Below are 21,608 nucleotides of genomic sequence, written 5' to 3'. Positions count from 1 at the left end.
CTTATGACCTGTTCTAGGGCTTATATCCTCCAGTACCACACTTCTCTTCATCAGGTCTAATATGCTAATTTTCAGAAATGAGGAATGGTATACGCTTCTTCTTGGCAAGCTAATGTGAGAATACGTCAGAACGGAGAAGAAGCCTGATGAAATATAACCGTTTGCTATGCGCTGGAATCGCTGTTTCTTTGCTGTGTATCAGTTCTTGTCCCACTCCATACACGAATGCACAAAACACATCATATGCCTCCCCCGCTCCTACAAAGGGAAGAGCCTATTACGAAGAACGGGGCGACATTGTATGGGAAGTTCCTACCCATCGTAAGCTTATCGCTCTCACATTCGATGACGGACCGGACGAAAGCAATACGCCTGCCATTCTCGATTTACTTCAAAAATATGATGCGAAAGCGACCTTTTTTGTCGTTGGCAGTCGTGTAGAAAAGCTGCCACACCTTGTAAAACGGGAACGAGAGGAAGGACATGAAGTTGGCAATCATACCTTCCTTCATTCATCCTTTCAATATATCTCCCGCAACAAAGCTCTGTCCGAATTGGACCAAGGTCAGACGAGCATCGTTCAGGCAACTGGTGCGGGGACCCATCTATTTAGACCACCAGGCGGCTCCTATAACGATTCACTCGTCAAGTTATCCAAGGAGAAGGGGCTAAAAATTATTTTATGGTCCTGGCATCAGGATATCCTAGATTGGCGAAAGCCTGGTGTACACCGTATCGCAGATAAGGTGCTTCGCAACGCCCGTAACGGCGACATTGTCCTCATGCATGATTATGTACATCAAAGTACACAAACCGTTGAAGCCTTGAAGATTATTCTTCCTGAGCTCAAGAAAAGAGGTTATTCCTTCGTCACTGTATCTGAATTACTCTCTAATCGAGAAAAGCCGGATGGGCTGATTGAGGTGAATAAGTGAAAGAGCAAGGAAAGTGGGCTCGCCGTTGACTATGCAAAAAGTATGCAGGAACGAAATGGGAATTAGGTAATAGAAGAGACCTCTCACAAGTTTATTTAACTCGTGAGAGGATAAATCCCAACCTCAATAGTGAGCACCGCATCTTATTTTACAGCTATACCGTTCAGTTCAATGTTTTGGAGGCCAGCCATTGCATCATCGTTGTTTTCTTTCCGTTAATCACCTTCGATACTTCGTTGTTATACACGTAAATCCAGGACCAGTGGCCATTGTATTCATACGGTGTTGTATCACTCTTCTTGTACAAACCAGAAGTATCCACTACGTTATCAAATAAGGACATATGGACATCCTTTGCTCCGGCATTCACTAAACGGTTGTAGGTCGGAATCATATAATCGTTGGGTGGAACCACAGTATCGGTTTGGGCAGCCACAAACCAGATCGGCAGGTCCTTCATATCGTTAATTTGTTCGTCGGTGATTAGGCTATCCTTTAAGGCTTCACACGCCACCACGGCTGCTGCAAAATAGTCTTTATAATCACGGATCAGCAACATAGTCATATATCCGCCGTTGGAGTCTCCACCAATGTAGATTCGATCTGTATCAATGTCTTTGTTTTTGGCCACGTATTCCTTAATTAAGGACATCAATGCTTGCTCATACTTCGAGGTTCCGTCTCCAAAGCCTGTAAAACCATCCATCCAGTAGGTTGGAGTCTGAGGTGCCAGCACATAAGCCCCGCCAAAATACGATTGAATATCCTTAGAAGCAAAATTCGCTGCTTTATTACCCGAAATCGGAATCGTCGGATCTGTACCTCCCTCTCCCATACCGTGCAGCCAAATCACCAAAGGGTTTTTCACCTTGTCTTTTGCCGGTGCATAGCTCGCGTAGGTTAAAGTAACCCCATCAGAAGTAGCTTTACCAGTTGTAAATTGATCAACCAGCTGCCGTATCTCTCCTGCAGAGGTATCAATCTTCAAGCCGGAAATCGTGCCTGATTTGGTTTTTATAGCTTTTTGCTGCGTGATCGTATATTTGTTATCATTCCATGCGTTAAACCCCGAACCCGCCGCATCATAATGAATGGCAGAGCTTAGAGTTACCGCTGGGCCGATTTCCATTTCCAACACAACGTAGCTTCCTGTTTTACTTACAGGGTTGCCACTTTTGTCCGATACATAGGCCTTGGTGACCTTCCGGTTGCCTTTCTCAACAAAGGAATTTACCAACCTATTGTCGCTTCTTTCCACATATACCTTAAATGTATCCTTGGTTATCGCATCTTTGGGTACCGGCTTACCCAGATTAACAATGATCTTCGTAATGGTTGCTCCCCAATCCTTCACCTCCGCAACCGTCCGGTATGAAGTAGGCTGCATCTTGGCATCCTTGGCAGCCCATGCACCGTTGCTGAATACAAGGGTCGTACTGACAGCTAAAGTGAATAACATAGTTGTTTTAGCAACCTTTTTAAACTGTTTAAACATGATGTCTTACCTCCCAGATCCATTGATAAAACGCTTACATTATTAATTTTAATGATTTTTTTATTTTCATCCTGCCTTTTATTAGCCTAATTCAGGTCAATTACTGACTCCTTGCTTCAGAACGCCTCTTGTGCTTTTTACGATATTGATGCGGTGTCGCTTGATAAACCTTTTTAAATACCCTGGCAAAAGACTTCTCGTTTGGAAATCCGTGTTCCAGCGCAATTTGTATAATAGAATGGTCCGTATTCATAAGAACACGGAAAGATTTCTCCAGACGGATGGCATTGATATATTGAAATAGCGTCATACCTACATGCTTTACAAAAAAACGGGACAAATATTCGGGAGACAATCCAAAAACCTGAGCTATGGAATCCAGGGATAGACTCTGATCGTAATTTTCTATGATATAATCGGTTATCAACGTCAGTCGCTCCAAATATTTATGAGTGTTAAAGCCAGGGATCGATTCGTTGTCAATTTTAAAATGCATTAATAAAAGGTACACCAGTTTATAAGATAGCGACGTTAGATGGATATGTACCAAAGGGTCATTGTGCTGGTTGAGGTAAGCTACAAATAATGTGTTTAACAGATCACGCAGCTCCTTAAAATGCTGTAATCTCTGCTGATTGGTTTCGAAAATGGATATACAATCGAATGAAATGGGATTACTGTCCTTAGTATTTTCTCGAATAAATCCAGAAGGAATCAAAACGGTTATAGCCTCTCTACCTTTGCCCTTAGCCACAGAAAAGGAATGAATAGCATTCGAATTAATGAGCACGATATCTCCTTCTTGGGAGCTATAATTCATGCCATCTATATAGATATTGTCGATTTTTCCTGAGATTACATAAGATATTTCGATGCTGTCGTGCCAATGCCTAGGTATGTATGCTGGTTCATTGGAGGAATGAACTATAATTTTTAATGGAAAATGATTGTCTGCCTGAACCAGCTCATATTTGTATTCCAAGTTTGTCGCTCCTCTCAGATGTGAACATAATACCTCCCTCTCTCCATAAACAAAAAAACCTAAGATAACAAAATACATAAGATCCTTGGATCTTAACATTTTGTTCCTTAGGTTTTGCCTGCGTAACAGTAACAATCCTAGTGCTATTCATTCTCATTTAACTAAGCTAAGTATATAGAGGGTTGAAATTCATGTCAACGCTTTCATGCAAGGCGTTCAACCGCCCAACAAAAAAGAACGAGCTTCTATAGCCCGTCCCTTTATTTATGATCCTGTTTTTTGAACTTTGAAGATCATATTTAAACCAAATCCAATCAGCACGAGTCCCGTGGGCTTATCGATAATATTCTGAACTTTGGGTGAAATTAACCATTTTATGTAATTTAACAATAATACGATTGTAGTAAACCATAAAATCGAAAGTAGAGCGTAAAGAGAACCCATCAGTAAAAACTGCAAACTGGGATTATAACCTGGTATTACACCCGCATATTTGACTACTTCAAATGCTACGGCTGACTTTATTAATATGAAAGAAAGCCATCAGCCATATTTCAATACCTAACATTCATCCTTTTGAAGCTAATGTGCAATTCGATCACTGTTGTATCCGACTCAAAAGGAAGCTCCCAATAAAACTGGCGCGGATGCCATGGTAATGTACTTCCATTTACGGACCCGACTTTCAGGAACAGAAAGAGCAGCGGCGATATCCTTAAATCGCATCGTCCCGCTGCTCTCCAACTACATGTGTCTGACTTTGTCCCGTTCAGGACTTCTCTCTCTAGACATTCTGCATTTCACTGCCTCCATAGCTTAGGTCTCTGAATAATTAGACAAACTGACTGGATAAAAGACATAAACCTTAAGCCTTTTGCTGAATAAGCTACTACTAAGTAACAATATTAAGGCGTCAACTTTAATATTGTCATAGTTGTATTAATATTATTGTGCAACTGAGCAGGAGTTGCGTTGGCATTTACCAGTTGTATTGTAGTTGGAACTGTTGTAACGGTTACAATAACTTCAGCTGCGGTAGGCCCCCCACCATTACCTGAGAAAGGTAAAGGTGTTATAGGAGTTCCGTTAACAGTGAGATTGAAGTCAGCATCACCTTGGTTATGAATAGAAAATGAGATGAAGTAGCTCCCCGTTTCGTTAATTGTTATCGTTGGGGATGGAGGAGTGAAAGTAAATGCACCTCCAACATTCGCTAAAACCCCAGTAAAGGTAATTGGTGTGTTACCCGGAACTGTGTCAGTCCCCGTGCCAGGATCTGCTCGGAAAACACTTAAGAAATCTGATATCCCGAAGCCAGCAGGCCCTACTGGTCCTGCTGGCCCCGTTGCTCCCGCTGGTCCTGCTGGTCCTATTGCTCCTGCCGGTCCTGCTGGTCCTACTGCTCCTGCCGGTCCCGTTACTCCTACTGGCCCTGCAGGACCGGGAATTCCTTGAAAACCTTGTAGTCCTTGCTGACCTTGAGCACCTGGAACTCCCTGTGGACCTGGCAGTCCTTGGGGTCCCTGCGGTCCTTGAGGTCCTCTAATCCCTTTAACAATGACCTTCGGCGAAACTTTGACCTTTTTAACTGCACATCTTCTAAATTTTCTCCGATGCATTCTCTTTTGCCAACAATAATGTCGAAACATAATTAATAGTCACCTCCAAAGTCTAGTCAAATTAGCTTATTGTGCAATTAACCAAAAAGATTGGGCTGTTGACTTCATCTAGGAAAAGATAGGCATAGGCCTGCCCGTATGCTCCAACTCGTTGACCATGATCTTGTACCGTTGGTGACCGTCCACTAGGTTCCCGGTGCGTTCGTTCCAAATGATCGGGTCGATGTAACCCAACCGCACAATGGACTGCTTTAGCTTCTCTTATTCAACATCGCCCGGCTAAAGGTCAACCCGTGGGTTGTATGCTTTTTCAACAAATAAAGAACTAGCTCAACAGCTAGTCCTTAATGATTGGTTTGAAAAATACTACCTTCTATTATTTTTGGGTAAATGCGATTTTTAATCCGATAAGTGTAAATAACGAGCCTTGAATATAATTGATTTTTTTAGAAAAGGATGGATTTCTCCGTAGAAAGGAGCCTACTTTTCCAGCAAAAATACTTATCAAAATAAAAAGCACTAAAGTTTGCACTAAAAATACTACTCCAAGAACTAGCATTTGAGTAGAAACATTACCGCTTTCTTGGTTTACGAACTGAGGGAGAAAAGCCAAGAAAAAAAGTGATATTTTTGGATTCAATACATTCATGATAACACCTTTTTTATACAATGACTTGTAATTTAAGGTATCTCCACTCTTAAGTTCAAAACTCGTATCTTTTGCTCTAAATGACTTATACGCCAAAAATAATAGATAAGCTGCTCCAGCGTATTTGATTACTGCAAACGCCAAGGAAGATTGATAAATTATTGCCGCAAGGCCGAAGGTTGCTGCAAAAATATGAACCAACAATCCCGTGCAAAGGCCTAAAGTAGTAAATATCCCTGCATTCCTACCCTTTGCTATGCTCTGTGTCAGTGTGAACACGTTGTCGGGACCCGGCATAATGGTGAGAACAATTGCTGCTCCCAAAAAAGCTAATATAGTTTGAAGCTCCACAAAACTTCCCCCTTTGGATAATTTGAATATATACTACACCACAATAAAGGGATCTGACAATTGAGTTGATCGCAAAAGGACGCGCCCATTGTTGTATTCTCTGGATTCGGATTGGGGTCATTACAAAGCATACATATTCGTGCCCTGGGCTTTTCTTCATGAATTTGTTCCTATTCAAATATTAAAGAAAATCAAAAAGGCCGACACATTGGTCAACCTCTGCATACCAGAAAACCTATTTTCTTTTTAATTTTCACCTGTGCGAGTTATCAATCAACCAGTATGTTAGAAACTATTAGAGCAAATGATCTAACGTAAACTGCCGAATTACATAAACTCTGCTGCAAGCTGCTTGAGCAACCATGGTGTAGCAATGGTATAGAAAAGGGCCCCCTCTCGGGAGCCCTTTAAATAGCGGTATTACAGGGTTTTGAGACCCTTATTACATCATGCCGCCCATCTTTGATTTACTCGCGCAGAGGAACGCCATAAAACTTATCTTCTATTGTATAGCTTGTTTGGGCTTATCTTCAGAAAGTTTTATTCGTCTACATCTGCCCTCATTCGCCAGAATTGGTATTTTTCATGTGATTTTTTTGAGATCCAAGCAGCCATGTTGCCACACACCATTCGGTTTCATCAACAATTTCCTTCTATTGTATATTGAGGCATAGGAAGTAGCAATGATCTTTCTGAATTTTAATATTCTAAAATATCTCCCCTTCTCTTGGCGGCATAGGTATGTTCTATCCCGCTCCCAACTCTCCAGAATGACGATATCTCGTAGTGTAGACTTATCCGGCCCCAGAATATGGTTATTTTGCTCTAAAGCAAGCAACTAACTTTTTATGCTTTCTGTACACCTCCGCGTCTTATCTCCAGATCTAGCATAGTTACGGCAGCCTGCTGAAAAGTTGTAGACTGAACGGCGATGTTAAGCTAACGTGGCAGGTTAACCTAACAAGCAGACTGCCAATTACGTTTGAAAATACCCAAACGTGCTGCCGGGTTGACATTCAGAACTGGTCTTGTGAATCTGGTGGAGTTAAAGGGAGTGCTAGTTGTGTCTCATCTATTTTTTTGAACAAGCATTGTATTGAAGAGCCAGCGAAAATTCCATCTGAAATACTGAGCTAGATGCCAATCTTCATAGCCATTTAATACACCTTCATTTAACCAGTAAGACTCTGGTTTTCCGCTCGTCGCAGCTTCAGACACATAAGCGATCGTTTTTTCTAAAAAGCGAATGACATCTAGGATTTTATCTGGAGTGGACACATCTCCATGCCCGGGAATGACAGTATCTACCTTCAGATCTCTTTGAATGCGTCTAAGGATGCGTATCCAAGCGTATGGATTACCGTATGGCATGACCGGAATCGTCTTGTTGGTTATTAAATCACCAGCAATCAAGGTTCGTTCTTCAGGCACGTAAATAACGGCATCGCTTAAAGAATGGCCGCCTCCGTAGGATAAAACTTCGACAGTGCGTTTTGCTCCTTTTATAACTAGTTTATCGTCAAAAGTTATCGTGGGTATCACCCTACGAAGGGAAGGGATAGCATCATACAGGGCTCTCTGCACGGAAAGATCATAGCCGATTTCGGTTAACATGTGCGGATTTTTTTCTTGTGAACGTACTTGATGTAGGCTATTTATTAACTTCTGAATGTTTTGTTGCATTAGATCAATATTCACTTTACCCATTTCAGATAGCAAATCTCTTGTCCAAACGGTAGATATAAAATCACTTTCCATGAATTCCTGATTGCCGTTGACATGATCTCCATGGAAATGAGTATTGATCACATATTTAATTGGTTTATTCGTTAATTGTTCTGCGGTTTGACGTAACAAAGCACCAGAATGCGGTAGGTTGGTTGTGTCCACAACAACGGTCAAATCCCCAATGTCAATAATTGCCGCATTCCCCAGCGAACCACTACCAGGTACCGAAATAGCACCCCAGATACCTTCCGCTGCTTGTTGAATCGTGAAATATTTGTTGTTCATTGTTTATGCCTCCATCAAAATAAGTTTGACACCATTTCCTTTTATCTTTAGTTTTTTTATGTTTCATGTATATCAATTAGCAACTTTAGCTTACAAGTTAGAGTCAACTAGAAATCAAGCACAAATTTCTGAAATGAAGTTAGAGGTGCAAATATCGACTTCGAGTTGACTTAAAGATGTATAATAGTTTTAAATTTTGGTTTAGAAAAAAGGAGTGTCATAAAAAAACAATGCTTACTATAAGTCAAGTATCAGAAAGAACGGGGCTAACTCCTTATACGATTCGCTATTATGAAAAAATTGGAGTGCTACAGGAACCAAATCGAAGAAATGGAAGGACACGCATTTATACCGAAAGTGAGGTTTCATATATACAATGTTTAATTAGATTAAAAAAATTGGGATTGTCGCTTGAGGAGATTACGGAATTTACCCGTGACGGATGTGTACTGGATAAAATTCAAAAAGGGGAAGAAGTTGCTAATTTTACTCCTGCCTTACACATACGGATAGAAATTCTTGAAAAGCATCTGGTGGAACTGGAATCCAAGCGGCAGGAACTTGAGTGCATGATTTCCCTTGCTAACGAGAAGATAGCCCTGTACCAAAAACTTACGAAGACGATATAGTAATGTAGAAGACCTGGTTCACCACCAGCATATACGATGGCAATAGAATTGATTGAACTAACGGGAAACGTTAGTTCAATGAAATAGCGATAGTCTAGGGCTTTATTTTCCCGTCCTATTCTACCGTTGTTTCTTTTATTATAGTTATTCAACATACATTTAAAGTTGATTCATATCAGTTCCGCCTTAAATGTCCGTCTGTAAGCAATTTTTCAACTAAAAAGCTCTGCCGACCGTAAGGTTAGCAGAGCTTTTTAATTTATTTAGAGTATTCACTTACTTCAAACGTCAGGATACGATCATATAGCATATAATCTTTACGGCTGCTAAACGGGCCTTTATTGTTATCGTGCTTATTAATGGCATATGAAGCCGATCCAGAACCTGCTTGTTTAGCCTCATACCACGCAATAAAGTCATTGACCTCTTTCATACTCAAATCAAATTCCTTCTCTAAGCCAGTTGTCATGGTGACTACTAGAATTGCACGATCCCCGTTCGGAGTCGGTTCCTCTGTTCCTGGGTTAGGAGTGGAACTTGATAATTTAGACATCATCTCTAATTCGCCAAGATGTATATACTGACTTCCATTGTTTGCTGTAATATTAATTCTATAATCCTTGTATGAGTTAGAATTAGAAAAAGTGAATTTTTTTGGAGTGCTATCTACCCATTCAGTGATATTTGACTGAGTGTCTAGCACGTTCCAAGTAACCCCATCATTTGAGCCTTCAAAAGTCCAATCTTTAGGGGCGCGGTCGGTTGCCGTTGTCTGTGGATATATAACGTATTGTTCAATAACTTCAGGTTTAGGAAAGTCATATCTTAACCAGGCAGGATTTTCATTAGATCCCCAAGCACTAGAGATAGTTGCAAAATCCCCGTCAAAAGATCTATATGCGTATGAAAATTCGTTGCTCGCACTTGCCACTCCAGATGGCAAATTGTTAGATGTCATTTTAGGAATTAAATTTTCTGAATACTCTGCTTCAGCTGCAAAGACATTCGATAAGGGTAAAGATAATAGAACTAAAAATAAAATCGTTATACATGCTTTCTTCATTAAATAATCCTCCAATAGGTTTAATAGAACTAAGAATAATTTAATTAAGGAATTGTGTCTAAACATAAACTTGCTAATCTATAAATACATTCTAAATATTTTCATATTTATTTTTTATTGGGTATTAAAAAAGCTCATACCGGTCAAATACCAGTCGAGCCCTTCTTGACATCTACTCTAAATTCAAATTGATTCTGCATGTAATACGCTCCGGCAAATCTTAACCGAATCAGGTGAAAACTTTTCTATAGATCCTCCATAGTCTACAACCGATATTAAGTCTTCTCCTAACGACTCAACAACATACACCTTTACCTGGCTTAATACAGCTGTAAATAGTTCTATAACCGACTTTAACAAATTATATGTATGGTTCATGCTGATTACCTCAGTAATTCATTCGGTGAGTGGTGTTGTAATTCCTTCAATGTAACAAATCCCCGCCGACCAGTTAAGGGCAACGAGGATTTGCTTTACTTACGTTTAAGCTCCTCCAATAGTAACCTGAGGCTGGATACTATGGTGGTTAAAGGCTTGATCTGGCACAGTTATAATAAACAACAAAAAGCTAGCCGCGATAATCAGCAGTACCGTTTTTTTCAACATTAGTCATCCACACCTTTTCAATAAGATTTAAAAAACTAGCTTTGGTTTCATGAGACGCATGTTCCCGAAAATGTGAAAACAGCCCCATACAATTAATGAAATAAGTCTCATTATTTAGTGTATGATAACTTACCATTGAATACATCAAATGTTTAAAACCATCATCATAAAAACTTCGATGTAAATAATAATGAGCCAACTCGTAACCAAACCACGCGATATAGTCCGGTATCACCTGTTGGGTATACATATCATCGGATAGTGGCTGTTCAGAAAATGAATTAATCTCTGGTTCAAACCGTTGAAGTATATCGTCTACATCTATGCTATATTGGTTTGCGGCAATTATAACATTAAGTAGTTTTGATATCTTCTCGTTTTCGTTAGTCACTGATGTTGCTACAATATATTCAATATAATCATGCAGCACATTTATATCTCCTGATAAAAGTTTATATACGTAAGTATTACCTTCTGCCCAACTTTTGAACAAGCTAATCCAGTGCCGGGTATCTTCGTCAGTCTCCATTACCCAATCTAAATTAGCGTAGGTGTATGTATAGTCTAGGGCTCGTTGATAATCGCCTTGAGCTTCACAGACGCTTGCACACAACAGATCAGCATAGCAAATGTATACAAACAATGGACGGCTTAGCTTATCAGTAGATTCAGTGTGGCTTCGACTGTTCTGTTGATGTTTCAGTGTATAGTGGATTTCGGCTTTAGCTCTCATTTTCTTCGCCATTTCGTCAACCTTGTCCCATTTACGCAAAGACCTGTACACATTAGCCAAATCCTTCAATGCGTCAAGTTGGTCTATTTCATCAAGGCGCTCAACAAAAACTTCAAAAATCGTAGCTGCACTAAGATTACGGCTTTGATCGTCTCCAACTTGAATCGTAAATATACGATATTGACAGACTGCCAAACGCTCAGAGTGTTGATATTTCTCCGCTTCAGCCACCCCCTCATAGAGCAGTAATGCCGCCGCGTGTCGTCCCTGTGCCAATAATTGCTCTGCAATGTCAAATAGTTTGGGCGAATAGAGTAGATTGTCCATGATGGCCCCCACCACTCGACGTATCACACCCAGCTTGTCTAACTCTGCACAACGATACAAAAATGGCTCGATTCGCCTCATATTCGGAGGGTGATCGATGATGTAGTTTTCCATGAACAAGTCGTAAAAGTGACCTTCCGGCAAACCCATAGCCTCAGTAATGAGGTCAAGCTGGTTAACAGACATAGACTTATTCCCTGTTACAATAGCACTTATTATTCCCCTATTCATGCCTGCAATTTGTCCAAATTGCGCTATGTTCAAACCCTCTTGCTGTAGATATCTGTCTAATTCTGCTCGAATCGTAGGTGTATGCTTCATGTCATAGCCACCCCTCGCATAAAAATTCCAGTATTTTATAATCATTTACTATTTTTGTCCAGCAATTAACCAGTTGTCAATATCTTTTTTTGGCCAGAAAAAGAAAAGAGGCTTCTCAAAAGTTCGGAGAACTAATGAGAGCCTCTATAAAAACGGACTGATTGTTAACAAATCGTTAACAAATCAATATATCGATCACCTAAACCCTTGTTACAGCAAGGGATTTTGGATTTATTACATCATGCCGCCCATTCCGCCCATGCCGCCCATGTCAGGCATTGCAGCCTTTTCTGGTTCTGGCTTGTCAGCGATCACTGCTTCAGTAGTCAGGAACATAGCCGCTACGGAAGCTGCGTTTTGCAATGCATAACGAGTTACTTTCGCAGGGTCTACGATACCAGCTTCAATCATATTTACCCAGTCGCCAGTAGCTGCGTTAAAGCCTACGCCAACTTCTTCGCGTTTCAGACGCTCAACAATAACAGAGCCTTCTTCACCTGCGTTAGCAGCGATGGTACGGATTGGAGCTTCCAGAGCACGCAACACAATGTTTACGCCTGTTTGCTCGTCGCCTTGCAGTTCAACAGCTGCAACTGCTTTGTATACGTTCAGGAGCGCTACACCACCACCGGATACGATACCTTCTTCAACCGCAGCACGGGTTGCGTTCAGGGCATCTTCGATGCGCAGTTTGCGTTCTTTCAATTCTGTTTCAGTAGCCGCACCGACTTTGATTACTGCTACGCCGCCAGACAATTTAGCCAGACGCTCTTGCAGTTTCTCTTTGTCGAACTCGGAAGTAGTTTCTTCCAGTTGCGTACGGATTTGGCTAACACGAGCGTCGATGTCGGCTTTGTTTCCAGCACCGTCAACCACAATCGTGTTTTCTTTTGTAATACGCACTTGACGTGCTGTACCCAGTTGGTCCACGGAAGCTGTTTTCAGGTCCAGACCCAGTTCTTCTGTGATTACTTGACCGCCTGTCAGGGCAGCGATATCTTGCAGCATTGCTTTACGACGGTCACCAAAGCCTGGAGCTTTAACAGCTACAGCGTTGAATGTACCACGCAGTTTGTTGACAACGAGCATAGCCAGCGCTTCGCCTTCGATGTCTTCAGCGATCAGAACTAGTGGCTTGCCTTGTTGTACGATTTTTTCAAGCAATGGCAAGATTTCTTGTGTGTTTGTGATTTTTTTGTCAGTGATCAAGATATACGGATTGTCCAGAACAGCTTCCATTTTGTCCGTATCTGTAATCATGTACGGAGAAATGTAGCCACGGTCAAACTGCATACCTTCAACTACTTCCAGTTCTGTTGCAAAACCGCGGGATTCTTCAACTGTGATTACACCGTCTTTGCCCACTTTTTCCATAGCTTCAGCGATCAATTCGCCTACTTCATCATCAGCAGCGGAAATACCAGCTACTTGAGCAATGGATTGTTTGCTTTCGATTGGTTTGGAGATAGCTTGCAGTTCAGCAACAGCTGCTTTAACTGCTTTGTCGATCCCTTTACGGATACCGATTGGGCTTGCGCCAGCAGTTACGTTTTTCAAACCTTCAGTGATGAGGGCTTGAGCCAAAACAGTAGCCGTAGTAGTACCGTCACCAGCTACATCGTTCGTTTTGGTTGCTACTTCTTTAACCAGTTGAGCGCCCATGTTTTCGAACGCGTCTTCCAGCTCGATTTCTTTTGCAATCGTTACACCGTCATTAGTGATGAGCGGGCTACCGAATTTTTTCTCCAGTACAACGTTACGGCCTTTCGGTCCGAGTGTTACTTTAACAGCGTTAGCCAATGCATCTACCCCGCGCAGCATGGAGCGGCGAGCGTCTTCACTGAATTTAATGTCTTTAGCCATTTGTGATAAACCTCCCTATGGATTATGAATGATTTGTTTCAATTCCTATATTTAGGTCTTGTCCGGGTTCCGGTTAACCGATGATCGCGTGGATATCGCTTTCTTTCATAATCAAATATTCTTTACCTTCATATTTGATTTCCGTTCCAGCGTATTTGGAGAAAATGACACGGTCGCCTTCTTTTACTTCCAGAGGAATACGGGCACCGTCTTTCAATGCGCCTGCGCCAACCGCGATAATTTTGCCTTCTTGCGGCTTTTCCTTGGCAGAGTCAGGAAGTACGATTCCGAAGGAAGTCGTTGTTTCTTGCTCAATTGCTTCCACCAATACGCGTTCACCCAAAGGTTTGATCATGAAAAAATAGCCTCCTTATTAAGTGTTTTATCCTGTAATTTGGTTGTTATGTTGTATGTATTAGCACTCAACAGTGGTCAGTGCTAACAACCAACTTTATGATACTCAACTTGAGATTGAATTTCAAGTCCCTAATGTATTTTTTATGGGAATTTTTATGGGCAACCATTCTCGATTATATCCACCTATCTTAAAAATAACCGTTAACTCAAGGCTAATGGTTATTTTTAAGATAGCTATACTGATCAATTTTAGAGAAATTAGTTGTTGAGCCATTCAGGTCCTGTCTAATTATTCCGCAGCTACACGCAATTGGGCCTCCCGTTCCTCCTGTGCACGCAATTGCTTGCGATACACGACTGATGACAAATATACACTCGCTTCATACAGCACCAGCAACGGAATCGCCACCAAAAAATCGGATATAAAATCCGGCGGAGTGATAACAACGGCAACAAAAACAAGCAGGAAATAAGAAATCTTCCGCCATTTGCGAAGCCTCATCGGGGTTAATACACGAATCCCTGTCAGAAACATGATCAGCAGGGGGAGTTCAAACAGCAACGCTACAGGCAACACAATATTAAACATAAAGGTGAAATATTGCGCAATACCGTACGTTTCCTGCAATCCCATACTTTTAGTGACGGACGATGTAAACTGAATCGCCATCGGGAAAATAATGAAATAAGCAAAAGCTGCGCCAATCATAAACAAAAGCAGCACATAAGGCACATATCGCAAGGTTGCGCTCCGTTCTTGCGGCCTTAATCCCGGGCTGACAAACTTCCACAATTGGTAGCATGCAAACGGTAACGCCACTGCAATCCCAATGATCATGGCGATTTTCATGTAGATGCCGATTCCGTCCCAAAAGGAAAATGCATTTAACTGAAAAGCTTTCGCCGAACCGGAGCGAATAAGCCAGTTATAGACAGAACCCGCCGCGAACAATCCACCAGCCAGTGCCAATACAAATACAATCAGCACATAAATTATTCGTCGGCGGAGCTCACCCAGATGTTCCATTAGCGGCATTTCATGCTCTGATGGGGTCAAGTCCTTTCCTCCTTTCTGAACGGAACGCAGCAGCGCCTCCTAAAAAATAAAGCCCTTCACTAAAGAAGAGGCTCATGTTCATTATACAAGCAGCAAAAATAAATAACTAAATCTATGACAAGCGTTTATCCTCAGGCTGAGTTTGAACTTCTGAAGGCGTTGTCTGTGATGCTTGGACCACACTATCTTTGCTTTCTTTACGCCCAGTCCGTTCATCTTCAGATAAAATATCGCGTGCCCCGTTTTTAAATTCACGGAATGTACGCCCTACAGCTCGGCCCAGCTCAGGCAGCTTGTTCGGACCAAATAGCAGCAGCGCCAGAATAATTAACAAAATATAACCCGGTGCTCCAATATTGGGCATGTGTAGTAATCCTCCTTATGTTGACGGACAAAATGAGAACCTCTGTCCGTATACGGCCTTATAAATTCTTACAGGTATCATACCACACACACGGACTGCCTTCTACCGAAACTGACCTGTCACCATAAGCAACGCTTCCGGGAGTTGATCCATAATCGCTGCCAAATTTTCATGCACGCCTTTGGGCGTTCCTGGTAAATTGACAATCAACGTACGTCCACGTATCCCCACGATTCCACGAAAAAGCATGGCCGCCGGATTTTTCTGCATCACGATCATTCTCATGGCTTCCGCCATACCTGGCACTTCCCGTTCCACGACCCGTCTGGTCGCCTCAGGTGTCACATCACGGATCGCCAGTTCGGTTCCGCCTGTAGTAAGCACCAAGTCTGCATGAAAATAATCGGTCATTTCGATTAAAGCCGCAATAATCTCATCCGGTTCATCGGGAACGATCCGGTATTCCACAATCTCTCCGCCCAGTTCTTCTTCGACGAGTTCCCGGATGACCTGTGCGCTTGTATCCTCACGCTCTCCCCTTGCCCCTTTATCACTGGCTGTTAGGATCGCCGTTTTCCACACCATAAGATCACCCTTCTCCTATCATGAAAGAATACTTTCTCTTCTGAAAATCAGAAACAGCCACGCTGCATCCTCCATCACATCACAGTACCCTCTCGGCGACAATGTTGTCTATGTCAAGGTTTCTGGTGGTCCTCCCTTTGAAAATCACCATGCTTGCCACCCGTTTTGGATTGCAGCATGGTAGGGCCGATGATCATATCTTTTTGCAGCGCCTTGCACATATCATACACGGTTAACGCTGCGGCTGAAGCCGCTGTCAAAGCTTCCATTTCTACACCTGTCTTACCCTCGGTCTTCACTTCAACTTCAATATGAAGCACATCATGTCCATTATCGGAAAAAGTAATGTTCACGCCTGTCAGCGCCAGCGGATGACACATCGGTATCCAGTCTGACGTTTTTTTCGCACCTTGAATCCCTGCGACCTGAGCTACAGCAAGTACATCACCTTTGCCGATTCTTCCTTCTTTTACAGCCGTCAATGTAGCCGGGTTCATCGTAATCTGAGTCACGGCGACTGCTGTACGAACCGTAGACGTTTTGCACGAAATATCTACCATACGAGCCCGTCCCTGTTCGTTAAAATGAGTAAAGGAATCCATGACTCCCTCACAGCTCCTTTCACATACCCAACTTTACTTCATTCATCTTTTGTGGATTTTGCATGATTACAATCTAAGCGTCCTTCCGGTGTAAACAGCACGTCCACTCGCAAATCTCCCGGCTCCATGGGTACTTGTGCCAACAATTGTCCCGGCAACAGAAGCGAGACATAAAGCGGACCTACGGAACCATTATTACGCTTCACTGCCTCTACCTGTGCGGTAAAGCGATCATAGTAGCCTCCGCCATAGCCGATCCTGCCTCCACGACGATCAAAGGCCAAGCCGGGCACAACAACCCAGTCGATTCCCGTCCACATTTCAGGCAACCATTCCTTGCATGTCAATGCAGGCTCAGGAATGTTCCATACGCCGGGTACCATATTTCCATACTGATCCATCTCCCTCAGCTCCATGGTTCGGGTTACCGAATCCACTCTCGGGGCCAGGACACGATCTCCCTGTGACCAACAATGCTCAATGAGGGGAGTCGTAGAAATCTCGCTGCCAAAAGAGAGATAACTAAATAAGGTTAGCTTATCCCCGTTTCTGTCTATTCTAAGCTGCTCCCATGCCTCGATTGCATGCCGACAGGCCACAGCCGATGCCTTCTGCCTTGTCAGCGGGTCCATGGAGTCACGCGCTTCCCGTTGCTGTACACGCAGCGCGTTCTTCACATTACAGACATCCACACATCCGCCCTCCCGCACAATCGTCGATAATCATCAAAACGTTACAATTGTCCCATTTGTCAGTAAGTGCTGTACGTTGCAAGTTTTTTTCATTCTTTTTCACTTCTCGTTTAAGTTTATCATTGTTTATACAAATTGACTACACGCGGCTCAAGGGTTTAGGGGGTGAAAGCAGTGCAATAGTGGGTAATTTCATGTAAACTGGAAGGAAGGTACCTGCGAAAAAGGCAGGAAGAACTGTGCAAAATGTAATGGAGGAACGATACGCTATGCTATTGCAAGTAACCGGAATTACTAAATCCTATGGAATTGAGCCCGTTCTGGACGGGATTAACCTTCAAATATTGGAACGTGAACGTATTGGACTGGTAGGTGTGAACGGTGCAGGCAAATCGACCCTGCTCAAAATCATTGCTGGTGAAATATCCTATGACAGTGGACAAATCTTTAAAGCAAAGGAAACCAGCATCGGTTATTTGGCGCAAAACAGCGGTTTGGATTCTGATCGTTCGATCTGGGATGAGATGATGCTGGTGTTCGAACCGCTGATTGCAGCAGAAAGGGAACTTCGGCAGATGGAGCAGGAAATCGCTGATCCGGCCAATGCGCAGAACGAAAAGCGTTATGCCGATCTGCTTGAACGCTATGCACGACGCTCAGACTGGTTCAAGGATCACGGCGGTTATGAAATGGAGACCCGTGTTCGCAGCGTGCTACACGGCATGGGCTTTGGTTCATTTGCACCCAAGACGCCTGTAGTCACCCTGAGCGGAGGTCAAAAAACCAGGCTTGCGCTAGCACGCATCCTACTGCTCGCTCCAGATGTCCTTATGCTCGATGAGCCTACCAACTATCTGGATATTCAGACATTGACCTGGCTGGAAGACTATTTGCGTGGCTACTCCGGCTCCCTGCTGGTCGTATCACATGACCGATATTTTCTGGATCGACTGGTGACCACGATTGTTGAAATCGAACGCCATCGCTCCACTCGCTATACAGGCAATTACAGCCGCTATATGGAACTAAAGGCTGCCGAGTACGAAACAAACCTCAAGCATTACGAAAAGCAGCAAGAGGAGATCGCACGGATGGAGGCATTTATACAACGCAACATCGTGCGAGCCTCTACAACCAAACGTGCCCAAAGCCGCCGCAAGCAGCTAGATAAAATGGATCGTATGGATCGACCTATGGGCGATTTGAAAAAAGCCCACTTTTCTTTTGAAACCGCCTATATGTCGGGTAAGGAAGTATTAGAGGTGCGCGACCTTTCCGTAGCGTATGAGGGGAAAAAGCCTTTATTTCAGCATGCCTCCTTTGACTTAAAACGAGGAGATACGGTGGCACTGATTGGTCCGAACGGGATCGGAAAATCGACTTTACTCAAATGCTTGACCGGCTCACTTAAACCTGCTGCTGGGTCCATCCACTGGGGTACGAAGATCAAAATCGGTCTGTATGACCAGGAGCAGACAAACCTGAACCCCGCCAATACCGTACTGGAGGAGTTATGGAGCGAGTACCCTCATATGGAAGAAGCACGGATTCGGACAGTGCTGGGTAATTTCCTATTTAGCGGTGACGATGTACTGAAAAAGGTAGCTTCATTAAGCGGAGGAGAAAAAGCCCGCGTATCACTGGCCAAGCTAATGCTGCGTGAAGCCAACGTATTAATTCTCGATGAGCCTACCAACCATCTGGATCTGTTTAGCAAGGAAGTGCTGGAAGCGGCTCTGATGGACTATGACGGTACACTGTTGTTCATCTCCCATGACCGTTATTTCCTTAACAAAATGGCTGAACGTGTCATCGAGCTTCATCCTGAAGGGATAGAACATTTCCTGGGGAATTATGATGACTATGTAGCTAAAAAACAAGAGTTGGAGGAAATCGCACAGGAAGCTCTCGAGGCAAGTCAGTCCACTCGTGGCAAAACATCGTCTACCTCTGCATCTGTAACAGACGAGACCACTCCCAAATCACGCGCAGCCACCTATGCGGCAGACAAACAAGCCAAAAGCGAGGAACGCAGCCGTCAACGCAAGCTGGAGGCATTGGAAAACAAGATCAAAACGCTGGAAGAACAAATTGTAGGGTTGGAAGAACAAATGACCCTGCCTGAGATTTATCAGGATTACACAGCACTTCAAAATATTCAGGCACAACTCGACACCCATAAACAGGAATTGACTGAAACCTATGCATCCTGGGAGGAACTGCTTGAGGCATAAAAGCTGCTGCATAAAATCTTAGCCATAAAAATTTCACATTTCCCTCTTCTATTTTTTGTACACAAGAATATCCACAGATTTTGTGCATGGACGATATTGGAAAATGGCCTTTTAGGCCATTTTTTTATTGATAAACCGCCAACTTCAAATGAAAACCAAATTTATCCACCATTTTATCCACATTATCCACAAATTTCACAATCACTATAGCTATGATATATCCCCCATTCAGCTATCCGCTAAAAGTCTTAGCCCGCTTGCTTTGAGCCTATTTATCCACATTTTGAACGGTATATGTGGATAACTTTGTTCACAACTTGACAAATCACATCATTATTCGGGCAGTATAAAATTTTGATAATTTTTTTGGTGGAACATGAAAAATCGTGAACCATTGTGACGAATCATGCGAGGAAATAAGATACCGGCATTCATACGCTCAAACTCCTGTATTTTATCCTCTTGAAATTCTATTTATATATATGTATAGCGCGAAACAGAAAAGACACGACCCCAAAGATGTGTCGTGTCCTTCCTATTCGTTCAATTAAGTTTGAACAGACCACTCTTCCAGAGACAGCCCTGGATCAGCTTTCATGTCCAATGAGGTGAATTCTCCGCGCTTCCACTTGGCGTATGCTGCGGCACCGATCATCGCTGCATTATCTGTACAGTATTTCATGGATGGTACAAGCAGTTTGATGCCTTCACGCTCACAGCGTTCCCGCAATGCTGTACGTAGTCCACGATTGGCAGCAACTCCGCCGCAAAGCAGCAGCTGCTTCGCACCGTATTCACGCATAGCGCGAATCGCTTTTTCTACCAGCACCTCTACGACCGACTCTTGAAAGCCTCTTGCAATCGCTCCCGCATGAACGGTTTCTCCGCGCATTTTCGTCTGGTTAATTACATTCAGCACCGCCGATTTCAAGCCGCTAAAGCTAAAATCATAAGAATCCGGCTCCAGCCATGCACGCGGCAAAGTAACCACTTCCTCCGATTCATGGGCTACACGATCCACATGCGGACCGCCGGGATACGGAAATCCGATGGCTCGCGCTACTTTGTCGTAGGCTTCTCCAACCGCATCATCCCTCGTACGACCAATAAGCTGAAATTGCCCTTCGGATTCCATCAGCACCAGCTCGGTATGCCCCCCTGACACCACAAGAGCAATGCACGGATATACAATATCATGCTCCAACTGATTGGCATAAATATGTCCCGCAATATGATGCGTTCCGATTAGCGGTTTGCCGAACGCCATAGCAGCGCTCTTGGCGGCGACAATACCAACCAGCAATGCGCCAACCAGTCCTGGTCCTTGTGTCACGGCAACCGCTGAAATCTCGCGGGGGCTGATTCCCGATGTTTGCATAGCCTCATCCAGCATATAGGTAATGCTTTCCACATGTTTGCGTGATGCTACCTCTGGCACAACACCGCCAAAGGCTTTGTGTGTTTCAATCTGACTGGAAATCAGATTCGAAAGCACCTCTGTGCCATTTTTCACGACAGAAACTGCCGTTTCATCACAACTCGTTTCCACTGCCAGTATATAGCAAGGCTCGCCAGAGGCAGAGCCTGTACCTGCTTTTTCCGCTTGCGTCATTGCTCCTGCACGCTTCCTTCCTGTTCACCGGATGCCCCGTGTGCGGGAAGATCCGCCCACATGATCACGGCATCCTCGTTATTATCCGAATAATAGCCCTTGCGCACACCCGCGGGCTTAAAGCCCTTTTTCTCATACAAGCCCTGAGCGATCCGGTTCGTTACCCGTACCTCTAGGGTCATACGCTCCATCCCTAAATAAGATGCGGTCTGCATCAGCTCACCCAACAGCTTGTCTCCAAGCTTGCGTCCACGATAAGCCTCACGAACCGCAATATTCGTAATATGAGCCTCATCCATAATCGTCCACATGCCTGCGTAACCAATGGCTCGTCCATTAAGCTCCATAATCATATATTTAGCAAAATGATTCATTGTCAGCTCATTGCGGAAGGCTTCCTCCGTCCACGGCAGCGTGAACGCTTCATGCTCAATCTCCAGCACATCGGGGATGTCATCCAGTTGCATTAAGCGAAACTCAAGTTTCTCTTCCCGCTGTATGTTCTTTGCCATGTTGCTC

Annotated in this window: 20 protein-coding genes and 1 pseudogene; 3 read left to right on the top strand and 18 right to left on the bottom strand. The window is 43.4% G+C overall.

Annotated elements, in window-relative coordinates; all coding sequences use genetic code 11:
- Positions 1 to 146 precede the first annotated feature (146 nt).
- Positions 147 to 935: a polysaccharide deacetylase family protein gene (locus EGM68_RS06615; protein ID WP_129548873.1), complete on the top strand. Its 789-nt coding sequence runs from the start codon at positions 147 to 149 to the stop codon at positions 933 to 935.
- Positions 936 to 1,098: 163 nt separating this feature from the next.
- On the opposite strand, the gene EGM68_RS06610 is transcribed toward EGM68_RS06615, so the two are convergent.
- The 6 genes from EGM68_RS06610 to EGM68_RS06575 form a co-directional block, all read right to left on the bottom strand.
- On the bottom strand, positions 1,099 to 2,430 hold the full coding sequence (locus EGM68_RS06610) for a prolyl oligopeptidase family serine peptidase (protein WP_129548872.1): 1,332 nt from the start codon (positions 2,428 to 2,430) through the stop codon (positions 1,099 to 1,101).
- Positions 2,431 to 2,530: 100 nt separating this feature from the next.
- Positions 2,531 to 3,412 (bottom strand): AraC family transcriptional regulator, encoded by an 882-nt coding sequence (locus EGM68_RS06605; RefSeq protein WP_206099043.1) that lies wholly within the window; start codon positions 3,410 to 3,412, stop codon positions 2,531 to 2,533.
- A gap of 615 nt (positions 3,413 to 4,027) precedes the next feature.
- Entirely contained in the window at positions 4,028 to 4,156 is a 129-nt protein-coding gene (locus EGM68_RS25995; protein WP_481855299.1) for a phage terminase small subunit-related protein, read from the bottom strand.
- A 161-nt stretch (positions 4,157 to 4,317) separates the two neighbouring features.
- Positions 4,318 to 5,061, bottom strand: coding sequence for a collagen-like protein (locus EGM68_RS06590; protein ID WP_129548870.1), 744 nt, complete (start codon positions 5,059 to 5,061; stop codon positions 4,318 to 4,320).
- A 346-nt stretch (positions 5,062 to 5,407) separates the two neighbouring features.
- Entirely contained in the window at positions 5,408 to 6,031 is a 624-nt protein-coding gene (locus EGM68_RS06580) for a LysE family translocator (RefSeq protein ID WP_129548869.1), read from the bottom strand.
- Positions 6,032 to 7,099: 1,068 nt separating this feature from the next.
- Complete coding sequence (locus EGM68_RS06575) at positions 7,100 to 8,044, bottom strand: MBL fold metallo-hydrolase (RefSeq protein WP_129548868.1); 945 nt, start codon at positions 8,042 to 8,044, stop codon at positions 7,100 to 7,102.
- Positions 8,045 to 8,220: 176 nt separating this feature from the next.
- Here EGM68_RS06575 and EGM68_RS06570 point away from each other — a divergent pair, with 176 nt between their 5' ends.
- Positions 8,221 to 8,673, top strand: a complete 453-nt coding sequence (locus tag EGM68_RS06570) for a MerR family transcriptional regulator (protein WP_240664131.1) — start codon at positions 8,221 to 8,223, stop codon at positions 8,671 to 8,673.
- A 259-nt stretch (positions 8,674 to 8,932) separates the two neighbouring features.
- Here the strand turns inward: EGM68_RS06570 and EGM68_RS06565 are convergent, their stop codons facing one another.
- From EGM68_RS06565 to EGM68_RS06520, 10 genes and pseudogenes are all read right to left on the bottom strand, one after another.
- On the bottom strand, positions 8,933 to 9,736 hold the full coding sequence (locus tag EGM68_RS06565; protein WP_025677648.1) for a discoidin domain-containing protein: 804 nt from the start codon (positions 9,734 to 9,736) through the stop codon (positions 8,933 to 8,935).
- 143 nt (positions 9,737 to 9,879) lie between these two features.
- A pseudogene (locus EGM68_RS25990) lies at positions 9,880 to 10,114 on the bottom strand (hypothetical protein).
- 190 nt (positions 10,115 to 10,304) lie between these two features.
- Complete coding sequence (locus EGM68_RS06555) at positions 10,305 to 11,723, bottom strand: helix-turn-helix transcriptional regulator (RefSeq protein ID WP_129548867.1); 1,419 nt, start codon at positions 11,721 to 11,723, stop codon at positions 10,305 to 10,307.
- Between the two features lie 234 nt (positions 11,724 to 11,957).
- The gene (groL, locus tag EGM68_RS06550) at positions 11,958 to 13,586 is read right to left on the bottom strand and encodes a chaperonin GroEL (protein ID WP_013369880.1); all 1,629 of its coding nucleotides are present in this window, start codon (positions 13,584 to 13,586) and stop codon (positions 11,958 to 11,960) included.
- A gap of 73 nt (positions 13,587 to 13,659) precedes the next feature.
- On the bottom strand, positions 13,660 to 13,941 hold the full coding sequence (groES, locus tag EGM68_RS06545) for a co-chaperone GroES (protein ID WP_007429271.1): 282 nt from the start codon (positions 13,939 to 13,941) through the stop codon (positions 13,660 to 13,662).
- 291 nt (positions 13,942 to 14,232) lie between these two features.
- Complete coding sequence (gene tatC / locus EGM68_RS06540) at positions 14,233 to 15,000, bottom strand: twin-arginine translocase subunit TatC (protein WP_013369879.1); 768 nt, start codon at positions 14,998 to 15,000, stop codon at positions 14,233 to 14,235.
- A 112-nt stretch (positions 15,001 to 15,112) separates the two neighbouring features.
- Positions 15,113 to 15,364 (bottom strand): twin-arginine translocase TatA/TatE family subunit, encoded by a 252-nt coding sequence (locus EGM68_RS06535; protein ID WP_025674943.1) that lies wholly within the window; start codon positions 15,362 to 15,364, stop codon positions 15,113 to 15,115.
- A gap of 102 nt (positions 15,365 to 15,466) precedes the next feature.
- Positions 15,467 to 15,949, bottom strand: coding sequence for a MogA/MoaB family molybdenum cofactor biosynthesis protein (locus EGM68_RS06530; protein WP_013369877.1), 483 nt, complete (start codon positions 15,947 to 15,949; stop codon positions 15,467 to 15,469).
- 113 nt (positions 15,950 to 16,062) lie between these two features.
- Entirely contained in the window at positions 16,063 to 16,551 is a 489-nt protein-coding gene (gene moaC / locus EGM68_RS06525) for a cyclic pyranopterin monophosphate synthase MoaC (protein ID WP_129548866.1), read from the bottom strand.
- A gap of 38 nt (positions 16,552 to 16,589) precedes the next feature.
- Positions 16,590 to 17,243 carry a 5-formyltetrahydrofolate cyclo-ligase gene (locus EGM68_RS06520; protein WP_013369875.1) on the bottom strand — a complete coding sequence of 218 codons (654 nt, stop codon included), beginning with the start codon at positions 17,241 to 17,243 and terminating at the stop codon, positions 16,590 to 16,592.
- Between the two features lie 269 nt (positions 17,244 to 17,512).
- On the opposite strand from EGM68_RS06520, the gene EGM68_RS06515 reads away from it, so the two are divergent.
- The gene (locus tag EGM68_RS06515) at positions 17,513 to 19,477 is read left to right on the top strand and encodes an ABC-F family ATP-binding cassette domain-containing protein (RefSeq protein WP_129550300.1); all 1,965 of its coding nucleotides are present in this window, start codon (positions 17,513 to 17,515) and stop codon (positions 19,475 to 19,477) included.
- A 547-nt stretch (positions 19,478 to 20,024) separates the two neighbouring features.
- On the opposite strand, the gene tsaD is transcribed toward EGM68_RS06515, so the two are convergent.
- Positions 20,025 to 21,089, bottom strand: coding sequence for a tRNA (adenosine(37)-N6)-threonylcarbamoyltransferase complex transferase subunit TsaD (tsaD, locus tag EGM68_RS06510; protein ID WP_013369873.1), 1,065 nt, complete (start codon positions 21,087 to 21,089; stop codon positions 20,025 to 20,027).
- Positions 21,086 to 21,601, bottom strand: coding sequence for a ribosomal protein S18-alanine N-acetyltransferase (gene rimI, locus EGM68_RS06505; RefSeq protein ID WP_129548865.1), 516 nt, complete (start codon positions 21,599 to 21,601; stop codon positions 21,086 to 21,088). Before rimI ends, tsaD begins: the two co-directional genes overlap by 4 nt.
- Between the last annotated feature and the right edge of the window lie 7 nt (positions 21,602 to 21,608).

Origin of the sequence: Paenibacillus sp. M-152, from assembly GCF_003856555.1 — a bacterium.
Classification (GTDB): Bacteria; Bacillota; Bacilli; order Paenibacillales; family Paenibacillaceae; genus Paenibacillus; species Paenibacillus polymyxa_C.
The sequence above is the reverse complement of the archived record's forward strand: the minus strand, read 5'-3'. Positions and strand labels throughout refer to the sequence as shown.

Excerpts from the sequence above, each read along its gene's own strand:
- EGM68_RS06615 (WP_129548873.1), top strand. The coding sequence starts at position 147 with ATGAAATATAACCGTTTGCTATGCGCTGGAATCGCTGTTTCTTTGCTG.
- EGM68_RS06610 (WP_129548872.1), bottom strand. The coding sequence starts at position 2,430 with ATGTTTAAACAGTTTAAAAAGGTTGCTAAAACAACTATGTTATTCACT.
- EGM68_RS06590 (WP_129548870.1), bottom strand. The coding sequence starts at position 5,061 with ATGTTTCGACATTATTGTTGGCAAAAGAGAATGCATCGGAGAAAATTT.
- EGM68_RS06575 (WP_129548868.1), bottom strand. The coding sequence starts at position 8,044 with ATGAACAACAAATATTTCACGATTCAACAAGCAGCGGAAGGTATCTGG.
- EGM68_RS06570 (WP_240664131.1), top strand. The coding sequence starts at position 8,221 with ATGTATAATAGTTTTAAATTTTGGTTTAGAAAAAAGGAGTGTCATAAA.
- EGM68_RS06565 (WP_025677648.1), bottom strand. The coding sequence starts at position 9,736 with ATGAAGAAAGCATGTATAACGATTTTATTTTTAGTTCTATTATCTTTA.
- EGM68_RS06555 (WP_129548867.1), bottom strand. The coding sequence starts at position 11,723 with ATGAAGCATACACCTACGATTCGAGCAGAATTAGACAGATATCTACAG.
- groL (WP_013369880.1), bottom strand. The coding sequence starts at position 13,586 with ATGGCTAAAGACATTAAATTCAGTGAAGACGCTCGCCGCTCCATGCTG.
- groES (WP_007429271.1), bottom strand. The coding sequence starts at position 13,941 with ATGATCAAACCTTTGGGTGAACGCGTATTGGTGGAAGCAATTGAGCAA.
- EGM68_RS06535 (WP_025674943.1), bottom strand. The coding sequence starts at position 15,364 with ATGCCCAATATTGGAGCACCGGGTTATATTTTGTTAATTATTCTGGCG.
- EGM68_RS06530 (WP_013369877.1), bottom strand. The coding sequence starts at position 15,949 with ATGGTGTGGAAAACGGCGATCCTAACAGCCAGTGATAAAGGGGCAAGG.
- moaC (WP_129548866.1), bottom strand. The coding sequence starts at position 16,551 with ATGGATTCCTTTACTCATTTTAACGAACAGGGACGGGCTCGTATGGTA.
- EGM68_RS06515 (WP_129550300.1), top strand. The coding sequence starts at position 17,513 with ATGCTATTGCAAGTAACCGGAATTACTAAATCCTATGGAATTGAGCCC.
- tsaD (WP_013369873.1), bottom strand. The coding sequence starts at position 21,089 with ATGACGCAAGCGGAAAAAGCAGGTACAGGCTCTGCCTCTGGCGAGCCT.
- rimI (WP_129548865.1), bottom strand. The coding sequence starts at position 21,601 with ATGGCAAAGAACATACAGCGGGAAGAGAAACTTGAGTTTCGCTTAATG.